General features: G+C 58.5%; 18 protein-coding genes. 10 read left to right on the top strand and 8 right to left on the bottom strand.

What is annotated here, in order from left to right; all coding sequences use genetic code 11:
• Positions 1–45: 45 nt before the first annotated feature.
• Complete coding sequence (gene trhA / locus EDC28_RS03120; RefSeq protein ID WP_050660400.1) at positions 46–696, top strand: PAQR family membrane homeostasis protein TrhA; 651 nt, start codon at positions 46–48, stop codon at positions 694–696.
• Positions 697–741: 45 nt separating this feature from the next.
• Here trhA and EDC28_RS03115 read toward each other — a convergent pair whose 3' ends face one another.
• The 3 genes from EDC28_RS03115 to sppA form a co-directional block, all read right to left on the bottom strand.
• The gene (locus EDC28_RS03115; RefSeq protein ID WP_050660401.1) at positions 742–1,971 is read right to left on the bottom strand and encodes a pyridoxal phosphate-dependent aminotransferase; all 1,230 of its coding nucleotides are present in this window, start codon (positions 1,969–1,971) and stop codon (positions 742–744) included.
• 119 nt (positions 1,972–2,090) lie between these two features.
• Positions 2,091–3,101, bottom strand: a complete 1,011-nt coding sequence (gene ansA, locus EDC28_RS03110) for an asparaginase (protein WP_050660402.1) — start codon at positions 3,099–3,101, stop codon at positions 2,091–2,093.
• An 81-nt stretch (positions 3,102–3,182) separates the two neighbouring features.
• Positions 3,183–5,021 (bottom strand): signal peptide peptidase SppA, encoded by a 1,839-nt coding sequence (gene sppA, locus EDC28_RS03105; RefSeq protein WP_050660403.1) that lies wholly within the window; start codon positions 5,019–5,021, stop codon positions 3,183–3,185.
• A 144-nt stretch (positions 5,022–5,165) separates the two neighbouring features.
• Between sppA and EDC28_RS03100 the strand changes: the two genes are divergently transcribed.
• The gene (locus EDC28_RS03100; protein ID WP_123420642.1) at positions 5,166–7,193 is read left to right on the top strand and encodes an oxidoreductase; all 2,028 of its coding nucleotides are present in this window, start codon (positions 5,166–5,168) and stop codon (positions 7,191–7,193) included.
• A gap of 30 nt (positions 7,194–7,223) precedes the next feature.
• Here the strand turns inward: EDC28_RS03100 and fur are convergent, their stop codons facing one another.
• Positions 7,224–7,667 carry a ferric iron uptake transcriptional regulator gene (fur, locus tag EDC28_RS03095; RefSeq protein WP_050660405.1) on the bottom strand — a complete coding sequence of 148 codons (444 nt, stop codon included), beginning with the start codon at positions 7,665–7,667 and terminating at the stop codon, positions 7,224–7,226.
• A 130-nt stretch (positions 7,668–7,797) separates the two neighbouring features.
• On the opposite strand from fur, the gene EDC28_RS03090 reads away from it, so the two are divergent.
• Entirely contained in the window at positions 7,798–8,277 is a 480-nt protein-coding gene (locus tag EDC28_RS03090) for a DUF4442 domain-containing protein (RefSeq protein ID WP_123420641.1), read from the top strand.
• Between the two features lie 26 nt (positions 8,278–8,303).
• Here EDC28_RS03090 and fldA read toward each other — a convergent pair whose 3' ends face one another.
• From fldA to EDC28_RS03070, 4 genes are read right to left on the bottom strand one after another with little or no spacing between them, the layout of a single operon-like run.
• The gene (gene fldA / locus EDC28_RS03085) at positions 8,304–8,831 is read right to left on the bottom strand and encodes a flavodoxin FldA (RefSeq protein WP_050660407.1); all 528 of its coding nucleotides are present in this window, start codon (positions 8,829–8,831) and stop codon (positions 8,304–8,306) included.
• 5 nt (positions 8,832–8,836) lie between these two features.
• On the bottom strand, positions 8,837–9,136 hold the full coding sequence (gene ybfE, locus EDC28_RS03080; protein ID WP_050660408.1) for a LexA regulated protein: 300 nt from the start codon (positions 9,134–9,136) through the stop codon (positions 8,837–8,839).
• Positions 9,136–9,345 (bottom strand): DUF2788 domain-containing protein, encoded by a 210-nt coding sequence (locus tag EDC28_RS03075; protein WP_050660409.1) that lies wholly within the window; start codon positions 9,343–9,345, stop codon positions 9,136–9,138. The genes ybfE and EDC28_RS03075 overlap by 1 nt, the downstream gene beginning before the upstream one ends.
• Before the next feature lie 52 nt (positions 9,346–9,397).
• Positions 9,398–10,153 (bottom strand): alpha/beta fold hydrolase, encoded by a 756-nt coding sequence (locus EDC28_RS03070; protein ID WP_123420640.1) that lies wholly within the window; start codon positions 10,151–10,153, stop codon positions 9,398–9,400.
• A gap of 109 nt (positions 10,154–10,262) precedes the next feature.
• On the opposite strand from EDC28_RS03070, the gene EDC28_RS03065 reads away from it, so the two are divergent.
• From EDC28_RS03065 to EDC28_RS03035, 7 genes are all read left to right on the top strand, one after another.
• Complete coding sequence (locus EDC28_RS03065) at positions 10,263–10,781, top strand: replication initiation regulator SeqA (protein ID WP_123420639.1); 519 nt, start codon at positions 10,263–10,265, stop codon at positions 10,779–10,781.
• Positions 10,782–10,791: 10 nt separating this feature from the next.
• Positions 10,792–12,420, top strand: a complete 1,629-nt coding sequence (pgm, locus tag EDC28_RS03060) for a phosphoglucomutase (alpha-D-glucose-1,6-bisphosphate-dependent) (RefSeq protein WP_123420638.1) — start codon at positions 10,792–10,794, stop codon at positions 12,418–12,420.
• Positions 12,421–12,500: 80 nt separating this feature from the next.
• Positions 12,501–13,520 (top strand): succinylglutamate desuccinylase, encoded by a 1,020-nt coding sequence (gene astE, locus EDC28_RS03055; RefSeq protein ID WP_123420637.1) that lies wholly within the window; start codon positions 12,501–12,503, stop codon positions 13,518–13,520.
• A 155-nt stretch (positions 13,521–13,675) separates the two neighbouring features.
• Positions 13,676–14,779 carry a pyruvate dehydrogenase (acetyl-transferring) E1 component subunit alpha gene (gene pdhA, locus EDC28_RS03050; RefSeq protein WP_050660413.1) on the top strand — a complete coding sequence of 368 codons (1,104 nt, stop codon included), beginning with the start codon at positions 13,676–13,678 and terminating at the stop codon, positions 14,777–14,779.
• Positions 14,772–15,755, top strand: coding sequence for an alpha-ketoacid dehydrogenase subunit beta (locus EDC28_RS03045; RefSeq protein WP_050660414.1), 984 nt, complete (start codon positions 14,772–14,774; stop codon positions 15,753–15,755). The genes pdhA and EDC28_RS03045 overlap by 8 nt, the downstream gene beginning before the upstream one ends.
• Positions 15,752–16,858 carry a dihydrolipoamide acetyltransferase family protein gene (locus EDC28_RS03040; protein WP_123420636.1) on the top strand — a complete coding sequence of 369 codons (1,107 nt, stop codon included), beginning with the start codon at positions 15,752–15,754 and terminating at the stop codon, positions 16,856–16,858. The genes EDC28_RS03045 and EDC28_RS03040 overlap by 4 nt, the downstream gene beginning before the upstream one ends.
• Before the next feature lie 125 nt (positions 16,859–16,983).
• The gene (locus EDC28_RS03035) at positions 16,984–17,424 is read left to right on the top strand and encodes a hypothetical protein (protein WP_123420635.1); all 441 of its coding nucleotides are present in this window, start codon (positions 16,984–16,986) and stop codon (positions 17,422–17,424) included.
• The last annotated feature ends 91 nt before the right edge of the window (positions 17,425–17,515 follow it).

Genomic DNA, 17,515 nt, shown 5'->3' with positions numbered 1-17,515 from the left:
CACGTAGGCTGAGAATGGTTATTAACAAGTACGTTCGGAAAGCCCATGCAAATTACCGTCGGTCACCGTTATCCCTTTCATGAGGAGTTGGCCAACACTATTACCCATGGTCTGGGGGTGTTCTGTTCCATCGCTGGCGGCGCCGTGCTTATCGCCCTGGCAGCGGTGTACGGTGACGCCTGGCAGATAGTCTCCGCCTCTATTTTCGTCAGCGCCTTGCTGATGCTCTACACCGCCTCCACCCTCTATCACGCCATTCCCCACGAAAACACCAAAGCCCGGCTGAAAATTTTCGATCACTGCGCCATTTTCGTGTTGATTGCCGGCACCTACACCCCCTTTACCCTGATCGCCCTTCGCGGCGTATGGGGCTGGAGCCTGTTTGGCACCGTCTGGGGCCTGGCGGCCCTTGGCATCGGCTTTAAGCTGTTTTTTACCGGCCGTTTTCGCGGTATCTCCACCGCCATTTACGTGGCCATGGGCTGGCTGGTACTGGTGGCCATCAAGCCCATGAGCGAGGCACTAACCTCCATGGAGCTAAGCTGGCTGGTCTGGGGCGGGCTCTTTTATACCCTCGGCACCATCTTCTACATGTTTCGCCGCATCCCCTATGGCCATGCCATCTGGCATTGCTTTGTGCTGGGGGGTAGTGTCTGCCACTATGCGGCGGTGATGCTGCAGGTCATCAACGACTGATGGGATAACAGAGCAACAAAAAAGGGCGCCAGATGGCGCCCTTTTTTATGCGGCAGAGGTTTTCACCGACTCGGCCAAGCCATCGAGGTAATGGCCAAAGCGGGTAATGGCATCGCTCAGCACCTCAGGGGGCGGCAGGAAGACAATGCGCACGTGGTCGGGGCTCGGGTAGTGAAAGCCGGTGCCTTGCACCAGCAAAATGCGCTCTTTACGCAGTAAATCCAGCACCAGGCTCTCGTCGTTGTTGATGGCAAAGCGCTTGGGGTCGAGGCGAGGGAACAGATACAGCCCGCCTTTGGGTTTTACGCAGCTTACCCCTTCGATTTGGCTTAGCAGATCAAAGGCCAGATCGCGCTGCTGGCAAAGGCGCCCGGTGGGCAGCAGCAGCGGCTTGATGCTGGCCGGGTCGCCCAGAGCCGCCAGCAGTGCATGCTGGCTTGGCACGTTGGCGCAAAGGCGCATGTTGGCCAGCATGTTAAGGCCTTCGAGGTAGTCGCGGGCCTTGCTGGTGTCGCCAGACACCATCAGCCAGCCCTGGCGAAAACCGGCTGCCAGATAGGCTTTGGACAGGCCATTGAAGGTCAGGGTCAGAACATCGTCAGACAGCGCCGCCATGGGGTGGTGCACGGCGTCGTCATAAAGGATTTGGTCGTAAATCTCGTCGGCAAAGAGCACCAGCTTGTGCTCGCGGGCGATATCCACCAGGGCCAGCAGCATTTCTTTGCTGTACACGGCGCCGGTGGGGTTGTTGGGGTTGATCACCACCAGCCCTTTGGTGCGCGGCGTGATTTTAGCGCGGATATCGTCAAGGTCCGGTTGCCAGCCGTTGGACTCATCGCAGCGATAGTGCACGGCGTTGCCGCCGGCCAGCACGGTGCAGGCTGTCCACAACGGGTAGTCGGGGGCTGGCAGCAAAATCTCATCGCCGTTATCTACCAGGGCCTGCAGGCTCATCTGGATAAGCTCGCTGACGCCGTTACCGATAAAGATATGGTCGATGGAGGTGCGGTTAACGCCCATGGCCTGGTAGTGGTTGCTGATAAGCTCGCGCGCCGGCGGCAGGCCCTTGGCGTCGCAATAGCCTTGGCTGCTGTGCAGGTTGGCGCCAATGGCATCCAGTAGCGCTTTGGGCGCAGTAAAGCCAAAGGGAGCCGGGTTACCGATATTGAGTTTGAGGATCTGCTCACCCGCCGCCTCCATGCGCGCCGCTTCTACGATCACCGGACCGCGGATGTCGTAACAGACGTGCTTGAGTTTGGCTGACTTGGTGTGCATGAGAACCGATCCCCTATGGGCAAATGTGTGTCAGCTCACAGTGCCTAGACCGGCAACCCCTTGTCAATGGGGCTGCGCGGTTAAATGCAGGACTTTTTAGCCTGGGGCGGGGCCTGGGTTCAGGCGCTGAGTTCGCCGCGCAGGTTTAGGGTCATCTGGCGGCGAATTTCCTCGCTGCCAAGCCCTTGGCTAAACAGGAAATGCAACTTGGTGAGGGTGGCTTCCATGGTCATGTCACCACCGGAAATCACCCCCACTGCCGCAAGCCCGGTGCCGGTGGCATATCCGCTCATGTTCACCGCCCCTTTAAAGCACTGGCTGAGGTTAATCACCACAATGCCTTGCGCTGAGGCTTTGTTGAGGGCGTCAAGGAGGCGCGGGTTACTGGGCGCATTACCCACCCCGTAGCTTTGCAATATCAGCGCTTTGACCGGCTGCTGGATAAGGTTGCTGATGATGGCCGGGTCTATGCCCGGGTAGAGGCGCACCATGCCGATGGGCTGGGGGGTGATGCTGTGCAGGGTCAGCTCGCCCTTGGTGGTCAGCGTATCTTTGTTGGGCACTTTTCGGATCTGGATACCGGCTTCAAGGAGCGGCGGAAAGTTCGGTGAGGCAAAAGCGTCAAAGCCGTCGGCATGGGCCTTGGTGGCGCGGTTGCCGCGAAACAGCTGGTTGTTGAAGAACAGGCCCACCTCGGCAATAGGGTATTCGGCGGCCAGGTACAGGGCGGTAAGCAGGTTTTCCTGGCCGTCGGAGCGCAGCGCCGAGAGCGGAATTTGCGAGCCGGTCACTATCACCGGTTTACCGAGGTTTTCCAGCATGAACGACAACGCCGAGGCGGTGTAGGCCATGGTGTCGGTGCCGTGGAGAATAACGAAGCCGTCGTACTGTTGGTAGTGCTGGAGGATGTCCTCGGCGATATGTTGCCAGTCGGCCGGGGTCATGTCGGAGCTGTCCATCAGCGGCTGGTATTCATGGATATCGAAATCGGGCATTTCCGGGCGCTGAAAATCCGGGTGCTGCTTGACGTGCTGCACCAAAAAGCCCGGCACCGGCACATAGCCTTTGGCGGATTTTTGCATGCCGATGGTGCCGCCGGTGTAGGCAACGTAAATGCGTTTTTTAGCCATGAACTGCTCCTTCGCTGCTATGGCGCGCATTATAAGAAAAAACCGGGCCTGGGCCCGGTTTTTTATCTGTGGTGCAGTGACTTACTGGAAGTTGCAGTCGCGGCAGTAAAGGTACATGCCTTGGGGATCTTTCATGTCCACCAGGGGCGATACCTCGGTATCGAGGGTCGCCAGCAGTTTGCTGAGCCAAGGATACTGCTGGGTCTGCACGCTGGCAGCCAGTTGGGCGGCGTCGCCAAACAGGGCTTTAACTAGCTGCTCGCGCGGAGTCAGCGGCCGTTCTACCTGCTCAACACTGTAGTGCTTGAGGCCGGCGAGGGCGGCGGCGTCCTTGATGGCGAGGTTCTCGTCACCCAGTTTGTCCACCAGACCCAGCTCTTTGGCTTGTGCGCCAATCCAGATATGGCCTTGAGCAATTTTGTTCACTTGCTCTTTGGTCATGTGGCGGCTCTCGGACACCAGGGTCAGGAAGCGATCGTAACCCTTCTCGACATTGGCCTGGATGATGCGCTTGAGGTTGGCAGACAGCGGCCGGGTAAGGTCGGTACCGGCGTACTCAGAGGTACCCACACCGTCGCTGTGCACGCCGATGGCGTCCAGGCTGTTTTCAAAGGTGGCCAGCAGGCCAAAGATGCCGATGGAGCCGGTGAGGGTAGTGGGGTGAGCCACGATTTCATCGGCACTGGCGGAGATCCAGTAACCACCGGAAGCTGCATAGGTGCCCATGGAGGCCACCACCGGTTTGCCGGCCTTTTTCAGCTCCAGCAATTCCTGGCGGATGATCTCGCTGGCAAAGGCGCTGCCGCCGGGGCTATCGACCCGCAGTACCACCGCTTTGATGTCTTTATCAAAACGGGCCTGGCGCAGCAGGGCGGCAATGGAGTCGCCACCGGACATGCTGACCGGCGCCTCGCCATCAACGATTTCACCCTGAGCCACGATCACCCCGACTTTCGGGCCTTTTTTAGGCGCCGGGAACTTGGGATGGATGATGGACAGATAATCGTCAAAGCTGATGCGGCGATAGTGGTGGTCGTCGTCTTCACCCACTTGGGCGATAAGGGTCTGATCCATCTCCTCGCGGGACATCAGTTTGTCCACCAGGCCTTCTTTGAGGGCGAGCTGGGCAAAGTCGGCGCCAGCGGCTTCAAAGCGGTCAGGCAGGTTGTTGAGCATGTCGTCCAGGGCGCCGGGTTTAAGGTGGCGCAGCTCAACGACCTTGTCCTGATACTGCTGCCACAAGGCGTTCAGGAAGGTGCGGTTGGCGTCTTTGGCGGGCTCTGACATGTCGTCGCGGATGAACGGTTCAACGGCGGATTTAAAGGTCCCGACCCGAAACACGTGGGTGGTGACTTTTAATTTGTCCAGCAACGACTTGTAGTAGGTGCGGTACCGGCCAAAACCGTCGATGGACATAAAGCCCACCTTGTTGAGGTACACCTTGTCGGCGTAGGCCGCCAGCAGGTATTGGCCCTGGGTGTAGTAATCGCCCTTGGCCACCACTTCCTTGCCGCTCTTTTTGAAGTCTTCGATGGCATCGCCGATGGTCATCAGCTTGTCGGGGCTGGTGGTGTAAAGGCCGTCAAGGCGCAGCACCAGCATCTTGATGCGGCTGTCGTCTTTGGCGTTATGAATGACATCCAACACGTCTGAGAGCTGAATTTCCGGCGGCTCTTCTGAGCCTTGCATCTGCTGAACCACGGCTTTCACCGGGTCTACGTTTTTGGCCTTTTCAACCAGCACACCGTCAAGGTTCAGCATCAAGGCGCCGCCCTTGGGCACCTCAGGGCCTTTGTCTTCACCGATGGAGCTAAACAGCACCACCACCAGAACCAGCACGATAAGGCTCATCACCAGGCGGCGCAGGCCGTTCAGGGCCTTCCAGATAATGGAGAAAACCTTCTTCAACATGGTCAGCATAATCTCGGATGCTTCCTTGTATTGGGGGATACTTCGCATGCTAAGTGAATCACTGTCCAATGCGAAGCCGAATTTGTAACGGTTTGTTGATTCCAACTCATCGGATGAGTACGCTTGAGCAAAACGATAAGGAACCGTCGAGCGATGAGTGCAGCATATCCTAACTTGTTGAAACCTCTTGATTTGGGCTTCACCACCTTAAAGAACCGGGTGTTGATGGGCTCCATGCACACCGGCCTTGAGGAAGAAAAGAACGGTTTCAATAAAATGGCCGCCTTTTATAAAGCCCGCGCCGAAGGCGGGGTAGGGCTGATCGTCACCGGGGGCATTGCCCCCACCTTCAGGGGCAGATTGGCGCCTTTTGGCAGCCAGTTATCCTTTGGTTTTCAAGCCAAAAAGCACAAGGTAGTGACCGACGCGGTGCACCAGGCCGACGGTAAAATCTGCCTGCAAATCCTCCACGCCGGCCGCTACGCCTATCATCCCTTTTCCCTGGCCCCCAGCGCCAAAAAGGCGCCCATCAATCCGTTCAAACCCAGCGCCATGTCACAGCGGCAGATAAAGGGCACCATCAAGGCCTTTGCCAAAACCGCTGCCCTTGCCCAAAAGGCCGGTTACGACGGCGTTGAAGTGATGGGCTCTGAGGGCTACCTCATCAACCAGTTCCTGGCCCTTCGCACCAACAAGCGCACCGACGCCTGGGGCGGCAGCATCGAAAACCGGGCCCGCTTTGCCCTGGCCATCATCCGCGCCATCCGCGAGCGGGTAGGCAGCGATTTCATCATCATCTTCCGCCTGTCCATGCTCGAATTGGTGGAAGAGGGCATGGGCTGGGATGACGCGGTGTATCTGGCCCGAGAGCTGGAAAAGGCCGGGGTGAGCTTGATTAACACCGGTATCGGCTGGCACGAAGCGCGCATCCCCACCATCGTTACTTCGGTGCCGCGCGCCGCCTTTTCCTGGGTCACCGCCAAGATGAAAAAAGAAGGCCTTGGCATCCCGCTAATCACCACCAACCGCATCAACACCCCGGATGTCGCCGAGGCCATCCTCGCCGCTGGCGAAGCGGACATGGTGTCCATGGCCCGGCCGCTGCTGGCCGACCCCGAGTTTGTCAACAAGGCCGCCGCTGGCCGTGCCGATCGCATCAACACCTGTATCGCCTGTAACCAGGCCTGCCTTGATCATGTGTTTGAGCAAAAACGCGCCAGCTGCCTGGTTAACCCCCAGGCCTGCTATGAGACCGAGCTGATTTTTAAAACCGTTGCCAGCCCCAAGCGCATCGGCGTGGTGGGGGCAGGCCCGGCCGGTATGGCCTTTGCCTGCTACGCCGCCGAAAAGGGCCACAAGGTGGTGCTGATGGACGGTGCTGGCGAACTGGGCGGCCAGTTCAACTACGCCAAGCGCATTCCGGGTAAAGAAGAGTTCTATGAGACCCTGCGCTACTTTAAAAACCGCCTGAGCGACCTTGGCGTCGAGGTGCGCCTCAATGCCATGCAAAGCGTTGATAGCCTCAAGGGCGAGGGCTTTGACGAACTGGTAATAGCCACCGGCATCAGCCCCCGCACCCCGGCCATTGACGGGGTCAGCCATCCCAAGGTGCTGAGCTACCTTGATGTGCTGCGGGACAACAAGCCGGTGGGCGACAAGGTGGCCATTATCGGTGCCGGTGGTATCGGTTTTGATGTCGCCGAGTTCCTGGCCGAGCCTGGCCGTTCGGTCAGTCTCGATAAAGACCGCTGGCTGGTCCACTGGGGCGTGGACAAAACCATCAATAACGCTGGTGGCCTCGATAAGGGCCACAAGGCGGCGGCTGCCCGCGAGATTTGGCTGCTGCAACGCAAAGACAGCAAAGTCGGCAAGGGGCTGGGTAAAACCTCCGGCTGGGTGCACCGCCAGACGCTCAGCGACTTTGGGGTCAAGATGTGGCCGGGGGTCAACTACCAGCGCATCGACGATAGCGGTCTGCATATCAGCAAAGGTGAACAGACCCTGGTGCTGGACGTGGACAACGTCATCATCTGCGCCGGCCAGGAGCCCAACAAAGGGCTTTGGCAGGCATTGAGTGAGGCGGGGGTTAACGCGCACCTTATCGGCGGCGCCTTCGTTGCGGCAGAGCTTGATGCCAAGCGGGCTATTCGCCAGGGCGCGGAGCTGGCGGCAAGGCTTTAAAAGAAAAAGGCCAGGAGAACCTGGCCTTGTTTACTCTTCGCCGCGGCGGCGTTTGTCACAGGCGACAGTGTCTTCACACTCGCCGTACAGGTACAAACTGTGGTGCATCAGTTTGACCTTGTTGTCTTTGGCAACAGCCTTTTGGCGCTGCTCGATGACATCGTCCATGAATTCCACTACCAGGCCGCACTTGAGGCACACCAGGTGGTCGTGGTGGTGCTTTTGGGACAGCTCGAACACGGACTTGCCGCCTTCGAAATGATGGCGGGTCACGATGCCGGCATCATCAAACTGGTTCAGCACCCGGTAGACGGTGGCAAGGCCAATCTCTTCACCCAGCTCGATGAGCTTTTTGTAGAGATCCTCGGCACTGATGTGCTGGAAGTCGGGCTGCTGCAACAATTCAAGGATCTTGACTCGGGGCAGGGTGACCTTAAGGCCAGCGTCTCTGAGCGCTTGATTCTCGTCCGCCATGGATGGTCCTGTTTTTAGTGTCGGGGCGGGCAAGCCCGCGTTAGTTATCAGGAGAAAGGTACCCAAGTGGGCTTCGCTTTTCCAGAGGCATGATAGCAGTATTGTTTCGATTTTATCGATTAGGTGAACAATGAAATCGTGGTTGTTTAAAAAAGGAACGCGGATCCGGCCCCTGCTTAATTTGTGGCCGCCGTTTTTATTCACCGGCATTCGTGTTGCCGAGTTATCGGCAGATTTTCGCTATTGCCGGGTGGAGCTGAAAAACCGCCCCTGGACCAAAAATGTCAACGGTACCCAGTTTGGCGGCAGCCTGTTTGCCATGACCGACCCTATCTATTCGTTGATGCTGATGGGGCTCGTGGGCAAGCGCTTTCACGTGTGGGACAGAAGCGCCAAGGTGCACTTTGAAAAGCCGGGTTCAGGCAAGGTGGTAGCCGAGTTTCATGTCACCGAAGGTCTGTTGCGAGACATTGAGCAGGCCACCGCCACTGGCGAGAAGTACCTGCCCGAGGTGGTGACCGACATCAAGGACAACCAGGGCGATTTGGTGGCCCGCGTTGAGCGCACGCTTTATATCCGCCTCAAGCGTCACTACCGGCCCGAGCTATAAAAAAGCCCCTCGGTGAGGGGCTTTTTTCAATCTTCCAGCTCTGCCAGGCACATCTCGTCAAAGACCTGCTTGACCCATTTTTCCACCCGCTCGGCGGTGAGTTCGGGCTGGCGGTCTTCGTCGATACCAAGGCCAACGAAATGGTTGTCGTCTACCAGCGCCTTGGAGGCCACGTAGTTGTACCCTTCGGTAGGCCAGTGGCCGATGATGATGCCACCCTTGGCTTCAACGATATCGCGCAGGGTGCCCATGGCGTCCAGGAAGTACTCGGCATAGTCTTCCTGATCGCCGCAACCGAAGATGGCCACCAGCTTGTCGGTGAAGTCGATCTCTTCCAGGGTAGGGAAGAAGTCGTCCCAGTCGCACTGGGATTCACCGTAGTACCAGGTGGGGATACCCAGCAGCAGCAGGCTGAAGTTCTCAATGTCTTCCTTGCTGGACTTGGCGATGTCGTGGACCTCGACCATGTGGGTGCCCAGCTGTTTCTGGATCATCTTGGCTACGGCTTCGGTGTTGCCGGTATCGCTGCCGAAAAACAGACCTACAGATGCCATTCGACTCAATTCCTCTCGCTGTTGGTGGTGTCGAGCTGCTCGACACCGGCTTTCAATATGCTTTCGATCAGTTCGCTTCGACTCATGCTCTGCGCTTTGGCCAAATCATTCAGGGTATCGAAGAGGTCCGAATCTACCTTGAGTTCGACTCTTTTGAGGCCCTTTTGTTTGTCTCTTTTTATCTGATTGCGTTTGTTGACCTTCAGTTGTACCTGACGCGGGAGGGGATTGGTTTTCGGACGCCCCCGGCGTTTTTCCTCGGCAAACAGGTCAATGGTGATTCTGTCGGTACTCTCTTTGGCCATTAACCAATACCTGAACTTTCCCAGATGAGTGTTTTAAAGGCAAAACCCACGGCGCCCAGTATCGCCAGCCAGACCACGAATCGCCAGGCGGCCGTTACCTGGCTCTTTTTCAGCACGTCGTTGATGGCCAGGCCAAGGGCAATGACGATAAACAGAAAAAACAGGTTGAGGCCCAAAGACCCCAGGGTGTCGTGGTGCTTGTCCAGCATCGGCGGCCGTTGCCCTTACAAGAAACGCGCGGATTATACCCAAGGGGAGCACTCAGCTCAAAAAGTCCCTGACCAGCTTGTTAAACACCGCCGGTTTCTCGGCATGGAGCCAGTGGCCGGTGCCGCTTATCACCTTGAGCTGGGCCTTGGGAAAGCGCGCCGCCACCGCCTGGCTGTGGGCTTCGGTCAGATAAGGCGACTCGCCGCCTTTGATAAAGAGCGCCGGGCCGGTAAAAGGCGTGCCTTCAGGGGCTTTGAGGAGCTCCTCGTACTTGCCGGCCAGTACCGGCACGTTCAGGCGCCAGCTAAAGCCGGTGTCGGTTTTGACCAGGTTTTTGAGGATAAAAAGCCGGGTGCCCTGGTCGAGGATATAAGCGCCAACCGCTTCTTCTACCTCTTTGCGGCTTGCCATCTGGCTGATGTCCACCTGGGTAAGGGCGTTAAAGACGTTGTCGTGGTGGCGGTGGGTGTAGGTCACGGGGGCAATGTCGGCTAGCACCAGTTTGTCGACCTTGTGCCCGTAGTTAAGGGCAAACTCCATGGCCACCTTGCCGCCCAGGGAGTGGCCCACCAGATGGGCTTTGTGGATGCCGAGGCTGGTCATCAGCTCGTTGATGTCGCCGGCCATGGCGCCAAGGCTGGTGTCGCCGGAGTGAAAAGACTTGCCGTGGTTGCGCAAATCCACACTGGTAACGGTAAAGGCATCTTCCAGGCTGCGGGCGAGGTTACCCAGGTTGTCGAGTGAGCCGAACAGGCCGTGAATTAAAATCACATCCGGGCCCTGGCCCCGTTGCTGGTAATTGAGCATGACTGCCTCCGTGTTGGGGGGCCTATTTTGCAAAGGACGAGGCAGGCATGCAAATCACCTCGGCCTATGTATAATCGCCAGAGAGTTGAACAAGACCTTGAGATAAGGCATGAAAACCATCGAAGTCGATGACGACCTGTACCATTACATTGCGTCCAACACCCAAAATATTGGCGAGAACGCCTCCGAGATTTTGCGCCGCCTGCTGGGTTTTGCCCCCATCGAGGCCGCCCAAGTAAGCGAAGAAGCCCCAGCCGCCGAGCCTACACCTGCTGCGCCCGCTGCTGCAACGACTGCCGCTGCTGCCCCCAAGGCCCCGCTGACGCCCATTGATGCCAACAGCGCCGTGGGCCGTTTTATCGGCTCGCTCACCGAGCTTTACCAGCGCCATGGCGACGCCTTCAAGGTGGTGCTTAACATCCGTGGCCGCGACCGCCTCTACTTTGCCACCAGCAGCGACGCGCTCAACCAGGCCGGTAAGTCCACCAATCCCAAGGCCATTACCGGCAGCCCTTATTGGGTGGTTACCAACAACAACACCGAGAAAAAGCGCGCTATCGTCGCCCAAGTCATGGCGGAGTTAGGTTACGACGAGGAAGCTGTTAGCCACTTTGTCGAGAAGATCTAGGGAGAGAGGAATGCCGTTACACCCCAATGCCGGCAAGAAGCCGGCAGCCGATAGCCTGATTGACCCAAGTGAGCTGGTTACCGCCTTTTTCACCTTAAAGCCCGACGTTACCGTGCCTGCCCAGCGGGTCAGCTTTGGCACCTCGGGCCACCGCGGCTCAAGCCTTGGCAAGGCCTTTAACGAAGCGCACCTGCTGGCCGTGGCCCAGGCGGTGGCCGACCATCGCAAAGAGCAGGGCATCACCGGCCCGCTGTACCTGGGCTTTGACTCCCACGCCTTGTCTTACCCGGCTTTTGCCACCGTGCTTAGGGTACTGGTGGCCAATGCGGTCAACGTGCGTTTTGAAGACCGGCAGATGACCCCGACCCCGGCGGTCTCCCACGCTATTTTGGCCCACGAGGGCAATGCTGACGGCCTGATCCTGACCCCTTCCCATAACCCGCCGGAAGACGGTGGCATCAAGTACAACCCGCCTGATGGCGGCCCGGCCGACACCAACGTCACCAAGGTGATCCAGTCTCGCGCCAATAACTACTTAGAAGCCAAGCTCGAAGGCGTGCAGACGCTGAGCTTCGAACGTGCCATTGCCAGCCCCCATGCCCAGCGTTTCGACTTCATGGCCGATTATGTGCAGCGCCTGGACCAGGTGGTAGACATTGAAGCCATCAAAAAAGCCGGGCTGCGCCTTGGCGTGCACCCCATGGGCGGCGCCGCCATCGATTATTGGCGCGCCATCCGTGAGCACTGGGGCCTGGATATCACCCTGGTCGAAGAGCAAGTCGACAGCCGCTTTGGCTTTATCCCTTGCGACCACGACGGCAAAATCCGTATGGACTGCTCCAGCCCCTACGCCATGGCCGGGCTGATTGCCGTGAAAGACCAGTTTGATCTGGCGCTGGGTAACGACACCGACGGCGACCGCCACGGCATTGTCACCCCCGATGCAGGCCTCCTTAACTGCAACCGTTATCTGGCGGTGGTGGTGGATTACCTGATTAACCACCGCCCCGAGCTGCCCAAAACCCTGGGCGTGGGCACCACAGTGGTTACCAGTGCCCAGGTGGGCCGGGTCACCCGCGCTGCCGGCCGCCATTTCATGGAAACCCCGGTGGGGGTGAAATGGTTTGTCGATGGCCTCTTTAACGGCAAGCTTATCTTCGGCGGTGAAGAGTCCGCTGGCGGCACCTTTGTCACCAAAGACGGCAAACCCTGGAGCACCGACAAAGACGGCATCATCATGTGCCTGCTGGCGGCGGAGATTCAGGCGGTCACCGGCAAGAGCCCCAGCCAGTACTACAAAGAGCTGGTGGAAGCGCGCTTCGGCCCCACCTGGTACCAGCGCATCGATGCCCCGGTAACAGAAGAGCTCAAGGCCGGTTTTGCCCGGCTGAGCGCCGATGTGGCCAGCGGCACCCTCGCCGGTGACGACATCACCGACGCCTTTATCCGCGCTCCGGGTAACGATGCCGCCATCGGTGGTATCAAGGTGGTCACCGCCAACGGCTGGTTTGCCGCGCGCCCCTCTGGCACCGAGCCTATCTACAAGGTCTATGCCGAGAGCTTTAAGAGCCAGGCGCACCTTGAAAGCATCATTAAGGATGCACAAGTGCTATTAGCCAACTGGCTGGCAGATGCGTGATAAAAAGGGCCACGCCCTTAATCAAAAAAGCGCCCCAGGGCGCTTTTTTCTTATTCTCTAAGTGTTTTTTGGGAGTCAGCATGTTTAAAGACAACGACTTTCTGGCCTTTACCCTGGCCAACCCCCATGGCGCCGCCCCTGCCGCCTTTACCACCGATACCGGCATTGAGGTAGCGCTGTGGGACACCGGCATCCTCTGTCTGACCCCAGCCAACCCCGGCAATAAAGACATCGTGCTGTCGTGCGGGGTACACGGCAATGAAACCGCCCCTATCGAGATTGTGCGCGACTTGGCCAAAGCGGTGCTGGACGGCAGCCTGCCGCTCGCCCATCGCCTGCTGCTGCTGATTGGCAACCCGCCGGCCATTAATGCCGGCAAGCGCGAAATCGAAGAAAACCTCAACCGCCTCTTTAGCGGCGCCCACAGTAAGGGGGATGGCCAGAACGCCGAGCGGGAAAGAGCCAAGGCCCTGGAAGCGGCCGTGGCCCGTTTTTATCACGAGCGCCCTGATGCAGGCCGCCAGGAAGCCCTGCGCCTCCATTACGATCTGCACACCGCCATTCGTGGCTCACAGCACGAGAAGTTTGTGGTTTACCCCTTCTTGCACGGCAAACCGCGCAGCAAAGAGCAGGTGATGTTCCTGGCCGAGTGCGGGGTGGACACGGTGCTGCTGTCGGACGACCCCACCACCACCTTTAGCTATTTCTCCACCAACGAATTTGCCGCTCACGGCTTTACCGTGGAGCTTGGCAAGGTGCGCCCCTTTGGCCAGAACGACATGAGCCGTTTTAAAGCCACTGCCGACACCCTGGCCAAGTTGGTCAGCCAGCGCGAGCTGGTCCTGCCAGCCTATGACGAAAGTCGGCTTAACCTGTACCGGATCAGCCGGGTGATCAACAAGCAAAGCGACAGCTTTGCCTTTACCTTTGGCGAAGACGTGGAGAATTTCACCAGCTATCCCAAAGGCCACCTGCTGGCAACCGACGGTGCTATTGAACACAGGGTCGAGCTGGACGCCGAGGCGGTGATCTTCCCCAATGCCAAGGTGGCAGTGGGGCAGAGGGCCTGCCTGCTGGTGGCCAGGACGCAACTGGACTGAACTGTAAAGCCCCGTCTACACGGGGCTTTTTTATGGAATGGGATTTTTGCGGCCAGGCGTGTTGAAACGACGTTTACGTAAAGGTAAAGTCTGCGCATAAATCCGATTGGGGGAGATCCGGATACCCCGGATCAAAAAAAACAGAAGGTTTTTGTATGACCTTTACATCAAAGTCGGCCGTTACCCAGGTCCAATACCTGGATGACGAAGGCAATGTGGTTCAGCCGCTGCCCGCTTGGGCGGATGACTTGGATCTGCTCATCAACTTCTACAAGAACATGGTGCTGGTGCGCACCTACGATAAAAAAGCCATCGCCCTGCAGCGTACCGGGCAGATGGGCACCTATCCGTCCCACCTGGGGGCGGAGGCCGTCGGCATCGGCGTAGGCTCTGCCATGGCCGTTGACGATGTCTACGTACCTTATTACCGCGACATGCCCACCATGATGATGCGGGGCGCCTCCATGGCCCATAACCTGCTCTATTGGGGCGGCAGCGAGCGGGGCAGCTATTTCAACCGCCCGGATGGCGCGCTTTCTGAAGATTTTCCTATCTGCGTACCCATCGCGACCCAGTGCACCCATGCCGCCGGCATTGCCGCGGCCTTTAAGCTGCGCGGTGAGCGGCGGGTGGCGGTGACCTCCATCGGTGATGGCGGTACCTCCAAAGGCGATTTCCTTGAAGCCATCAACTGCGCCGGTGCCTGGCAATTGCCTTGCGTCTTTGTCATCAACAACAACCAGTGGGCCATCTCGGTGCCCCGCGCCATCCAGTGCGGCGCCCCTACCTTGGCTCAAAAAGCCGTGGGCGCCGGTATTCCCGGCGTGCAGGTGGACGGCAACGACATCATTGCCGTGTTCGACGTGATGAAAAAGGCCTTGGAGCGGGCCCGCAGCGGCAAGGGCGCCACCTTGATTGAAGCGGTGTCCTATCGCCTCTCTGACCACACCACCGCCGACGACGCCACCCGTTATCGCCCGGCCGAAGAGGTGAACGATGCCTGGAAGCGTGAGCCGGTTAAACGGCTGCGCCAATACCTGCATCACCAGGGGGTGTGGAACGAAGACAAGGAGCTGGCCTGGCAAAGCGAATGCAACCAGCAGGTGCAGGCCGCGGTAGAGCAATACCTGGCCACTGCCAAGGAGCCGCCGGAAGCCATGTTCGATTATCACTTTGAATCGTTAAGCGAGCCGCTGGCGTCCCAGCGCGAACAGCTGATTGAAAAGGCCATGCGTATGGCAGGAGGAGAGCATGGCTAAGGTTACCCTGCTCGAAGCAGTCAATATGGCCCTGCACCATGAAATGGCGGCCGACGAAAACGTGGTTTGCCTGGGCGAAGACATCGGCACCAACGGCGGGGTGTTTCGCGCCACCGTGGGCCTTAAAGACAAGTTCGGTTTTCGCCGGGTAATGGACACCCCCCTTGCCGAAGGCCTGATTGGCGGCCTGACCATCGGCATGGCCTCCCAGGGCCTGCGCCCGGTGGCCGAGTTTCAGTTCCAGGGCTTTATCTTCCCGGCCATGGAGCAAATCATCTGCCAGGCCGCCCGCATGCGCTCACGCACCCGGGGCCGCATTACCCTGCCGCTGGTGTACCGCGCGCCTTTTGGCGGCTTTATTCATGCCCCGGAGCATCATAGCGAGAGCGTCGAGGCCCTGTTTGCCCATATCCCGGGCCTTAGGGTGGTGATCCCCTCCAGCCCGGCCCGGGCCTATGGGCTGCTGCTTGCCGCCATTCGCAGCAACGACCCGGTGATGTTTTTTGAACCCAAGCGCATCTACCGCACCAACCGCCATGAAGTGGCGGACGACGGCCAGGCATTGCCTTTGGACGTGGCCTTTATCCTGCGAGAAGGCAGCGACATCACCCTGGTGAGCTGGGGCGCGTCGGTGAACGAGACCCTGCTGGCGGCCGACCGCCTTGCTGACGAAGGCATCAATGCCGAGGTGATTGACTTGGCCACCATCAAGCCGCTGGATATCGACACCATCGTTAACTCGGTGCGCAAAACCGGCCGGCTTTGCATCGTCCATGAAGCGGCCAAGAGCTTTGGGGTGGGGGCGGAAATAGCCACTCAGGTGCAGGAGCAATGCTTCTACGAGCTCAAGGCGCCTATCGGCCGGGTGGCGGGTTACGACGTAACCATGCCGTATTACCAGAATGAACAGTACTACCAAATTCACACCGATGACGTGGTCTTGGAAGTGAAAAAAATCATGGAGCGCAGTGCATGAAATACTTCAAATTGCCGGATCTGGGCGAAGGGCTGCCCGAGGCGGAGATCGTCGAATGGCATGTAAAGGTCGGCGACGAAGTGGAAGTCGATCAGGTGCTGGCCTCCATGGAAACCGCCAAGGCGGTGGTGGATGTGCCATCCCCCATCAAAGGCACCCTGGCCAAGTTGTTTGGCGAAGTGGGCGACATCATCCACACCGGCTCGCCGCTGGTGGGCTTTGAAGGCGAAGAAGAAGACGCCGGCACCGTGGTGGGCAAAGTCTCCCACAGCGCCGCCGTGGGTGGCGACGACCACTTCTTTGCTGGCAACACCCAAACCCGGGTGGGCCATTCCAAGGTACAGGCGCTGCCTTCCACCCGCTTGCTGGCCAAGCAATTGGGAGTGGATATCGAGCTACTGGGCAGCGGCGAGCTTATTACTGATGCCGATGTGCAGCAGGCCTTTGAGGCTGATAGCAGCGCCGGGCGCAACGAGATAATCAAAGGTGCCCGCCGCGCCATGAGCGATGCCATGCGCCACGCCTTTGAAACCGTGGTGCCGGTTACCTTGATGGACGACGCCGACATCTCCGCTTGGGGCAAAGACCAAGACCCAACGGTGCGCCTTATCATGGCCATGAGCGAAGCCTGCCAGGCCGAGCCTGCCCTTAACGCCCATTTCCATGCCAAGAGCTACAGTCGCCGCCTCTTTAGCGAGATAAACATCGGTATCGCGGTAGACAGCCCCCATGGCCTGTACGTACCGGTGCTCAAAAACGTGGCCGAGCGCAGCCCGGCGGATATTCGCAGTGGCCTTGACCGCATGATTGGCGACGTTAAAGCCCGCCGGGTACCCCAGGACGAGCTCAAAGGCGCCACCATTACCCTGTCCAACTTCGGTGCCATTGCCGGGCGCTACGCCAACCCCATCATCACGCCGCCCCAGGTGGCCATTGTCGGTGCCGGGCGCAGCTACGAAATTTTGGTACTGAAAAACGGCGAGCCCCAGGCCCGCAAAATGCTGCCACTGTCGCTGACCATGGATCACCAGGCCTGCACCGGTGGCGAAGCCGCCCGTTTCCTTAAAGCCATGAAAGTGGCTTTGGAAAAGCCCGCGCTATAAAAACACTCGTGCGTGTTTGGCCGGCCCTGAGCCGGCCTTTTTTATGGGTCTTAGGGCCAGGTTGGTTTTCATGGTTGAGTAAGTATGCTATCCACTTAGGCTTACTTAACAATGGGTTAGCAGGGATGAAAAAAGCCTGTCTGGTGGTGCTGCTGGCGTTGTGCGCTTTCCAGGTGCACAGCCAAGCGATTGTTGAGGTCAAACTTCTGCGGCTGGATGCTGCGCAGTTACTTGTACTGGTGCTCAACAACAATCCTGAAACCACGGAGCTCAATCGGAACTTTTGTCGAGGGGCGGTCGGTGGGCTGTCTTTTGATATCACTAGCGCAGAGGGGCACCGTTATCCCTTTCAAGTGCTGCTCAATGAAGGGTGCGACCTCGATAGTCATGTTCAGTTGGCCCCTATGGGGGTGGTTGGGAAAGTGTTTTCTATTGCTGAACTGCTGGCCTTTCACGGCCATCCTACAGGTAAGCTCAACCTTACTGCACAGTTATGTCAGCGGGGGAAAGCCGGCAACAAGGTAAATTGCTTGACCAGCAACCGCATTGAGATCTCGGCACACTGATTTACAGACTATTGGCGGTATTGGGGTGGCTAACCAACGTGACCGCCTTGCAGTACCGTTGAAAACTGGGTAGAAGCGATAAGAAAGGAGA

It is taken from the genome of Gallaecimonas pentaromativorans, from assembly GCF_003751625.1.
GTDB lineage: Bacteria > Pseudomonadota > Gammaproteobacteria > Enterobacterales > Gallaecimonadaceae > Gallaecimonas > Gallaecimonas pentaromativorans.
The sequence above is the reverse complement of the archived record's forward strand: the minus strand, read 5'-3'. Positions and strand labels throughout refer to the sequence as shown.

Coding starts and splice junctions, on each gene's coding strand:
- trhA (WP_050660400.1), top strand. CDS start 46: ATGCAAATTACCGTCGGTCACCGTTATCCCTTTCATGAGGAGTTGGCC.
- EDC28_RS03115 (WP_050660401.1), bottom strand. CDS start 1,971: ATGCACACCAAGTCAGCCAAACTCAAGCACGTCTGTTACGACATCCGC.
- ansA (WP_050660402.1), bottom strand. CDS start 3,101: ATGGCTAAAAAACGCATTTACGTTGCCTACACCGGCGGCACCATCGGC.
- sppA (WP_050660403.1), bottom strand. CDS start 5,021: ATGCTGACCATGTTGAAGAAGGTTTTCTCCATTATCTGGAAGGCCCTG.
- EDC28_RS03100 (WP_123420642.1), top strand. CDS start 5,166: ATGAGTGCAGCATATCCTAACTTGTTGAAACCTCTTGATTTGGGCTTC.
- fur (WP_050660405.1), bottom strand. CDS start 7,667: ATGGCGGACGAGAATCAAGCGCTCAGAGACGCTGGCCTTAAGGTCACC.
- EDC28_RS03090 (WP_123420641.1), top strand. CDS start 7,798: ATGAAATCGTGGTTGTTTAAAAAAGGAACGCGGATCCGGCCCCTGCTT.
- fldA (WP_050660407.1), bottom strand. CDS start 8,831: ATGGCATCTGTAGGTCTGTTTTTCGGCAGCGATACCGGCAACACCGAA.
- ybfE (WP_050660408.1), bottom strand. CDS start 9,136: ATGGCCAAAGAGAGTACCGACAGAATCACCATTGACCTGTTTGCCGAG.
- EDC28_RS03075 (WP_050660409.1), bottom strand. CDS start 9,345: ATGCTGGACAAGCACCACGACACCCTGGGGTCTTTGGGCCTCAACCTG.
- EDC28_RS03070 (WP_123420640.1), bottom strand. CDS start 10,153: ATGCTCAATTACCAGCAACGGGGCCAGGGCCCGGATGTGATTTTAATT.
- EDC28_RS03065 (WP_123420639.1), top strand. CDS start 10,263: ATGAAAACCATCGAAGTCGATGACGACCTGTACCATTACATTGCGTCC.
- pgm (WP_123420638.1), top strand. CDS start 10,792: ATGCCGTTACACCCCAATGCCGGCAAGAAGCCGGCAGCCGATAGCCTG.
- astE (WP_123420637.1), top strand. CDS start 12,501: ATGTTTAAAGACAACGACTTTCTGGCCTTTACCCTGGCCAACCCCCAT.
- pdhA (WP_050660413.1), top strand. CDS start 13,676: ATGACCTTTACATCAAAGTCGGCCGTTACCCAGGTCCAATACCTGGAT.
- EDC28_RS03045 (WP_050660414.1), top strand. CDS start 14,772: ATGGCTAAGGTTACCCTGCTCGAAGCAGTCAATATGGCCCTGCACCAT.
- EDC28_RS03040 (WP_123420636.1), top strand. CDS start 15,752: ATGAAATACTTCAAATTGCCGGATCTGGGCGAAGGGCTGCCCGAGGCG.
- EDC28_RS03035 (WP_123420635.1), top strand. CDS start 16,984: ATGAAAAAAGCCTGTCTGGTGGTGCTGCTGGCGTTGTGCGCTTTCCAG.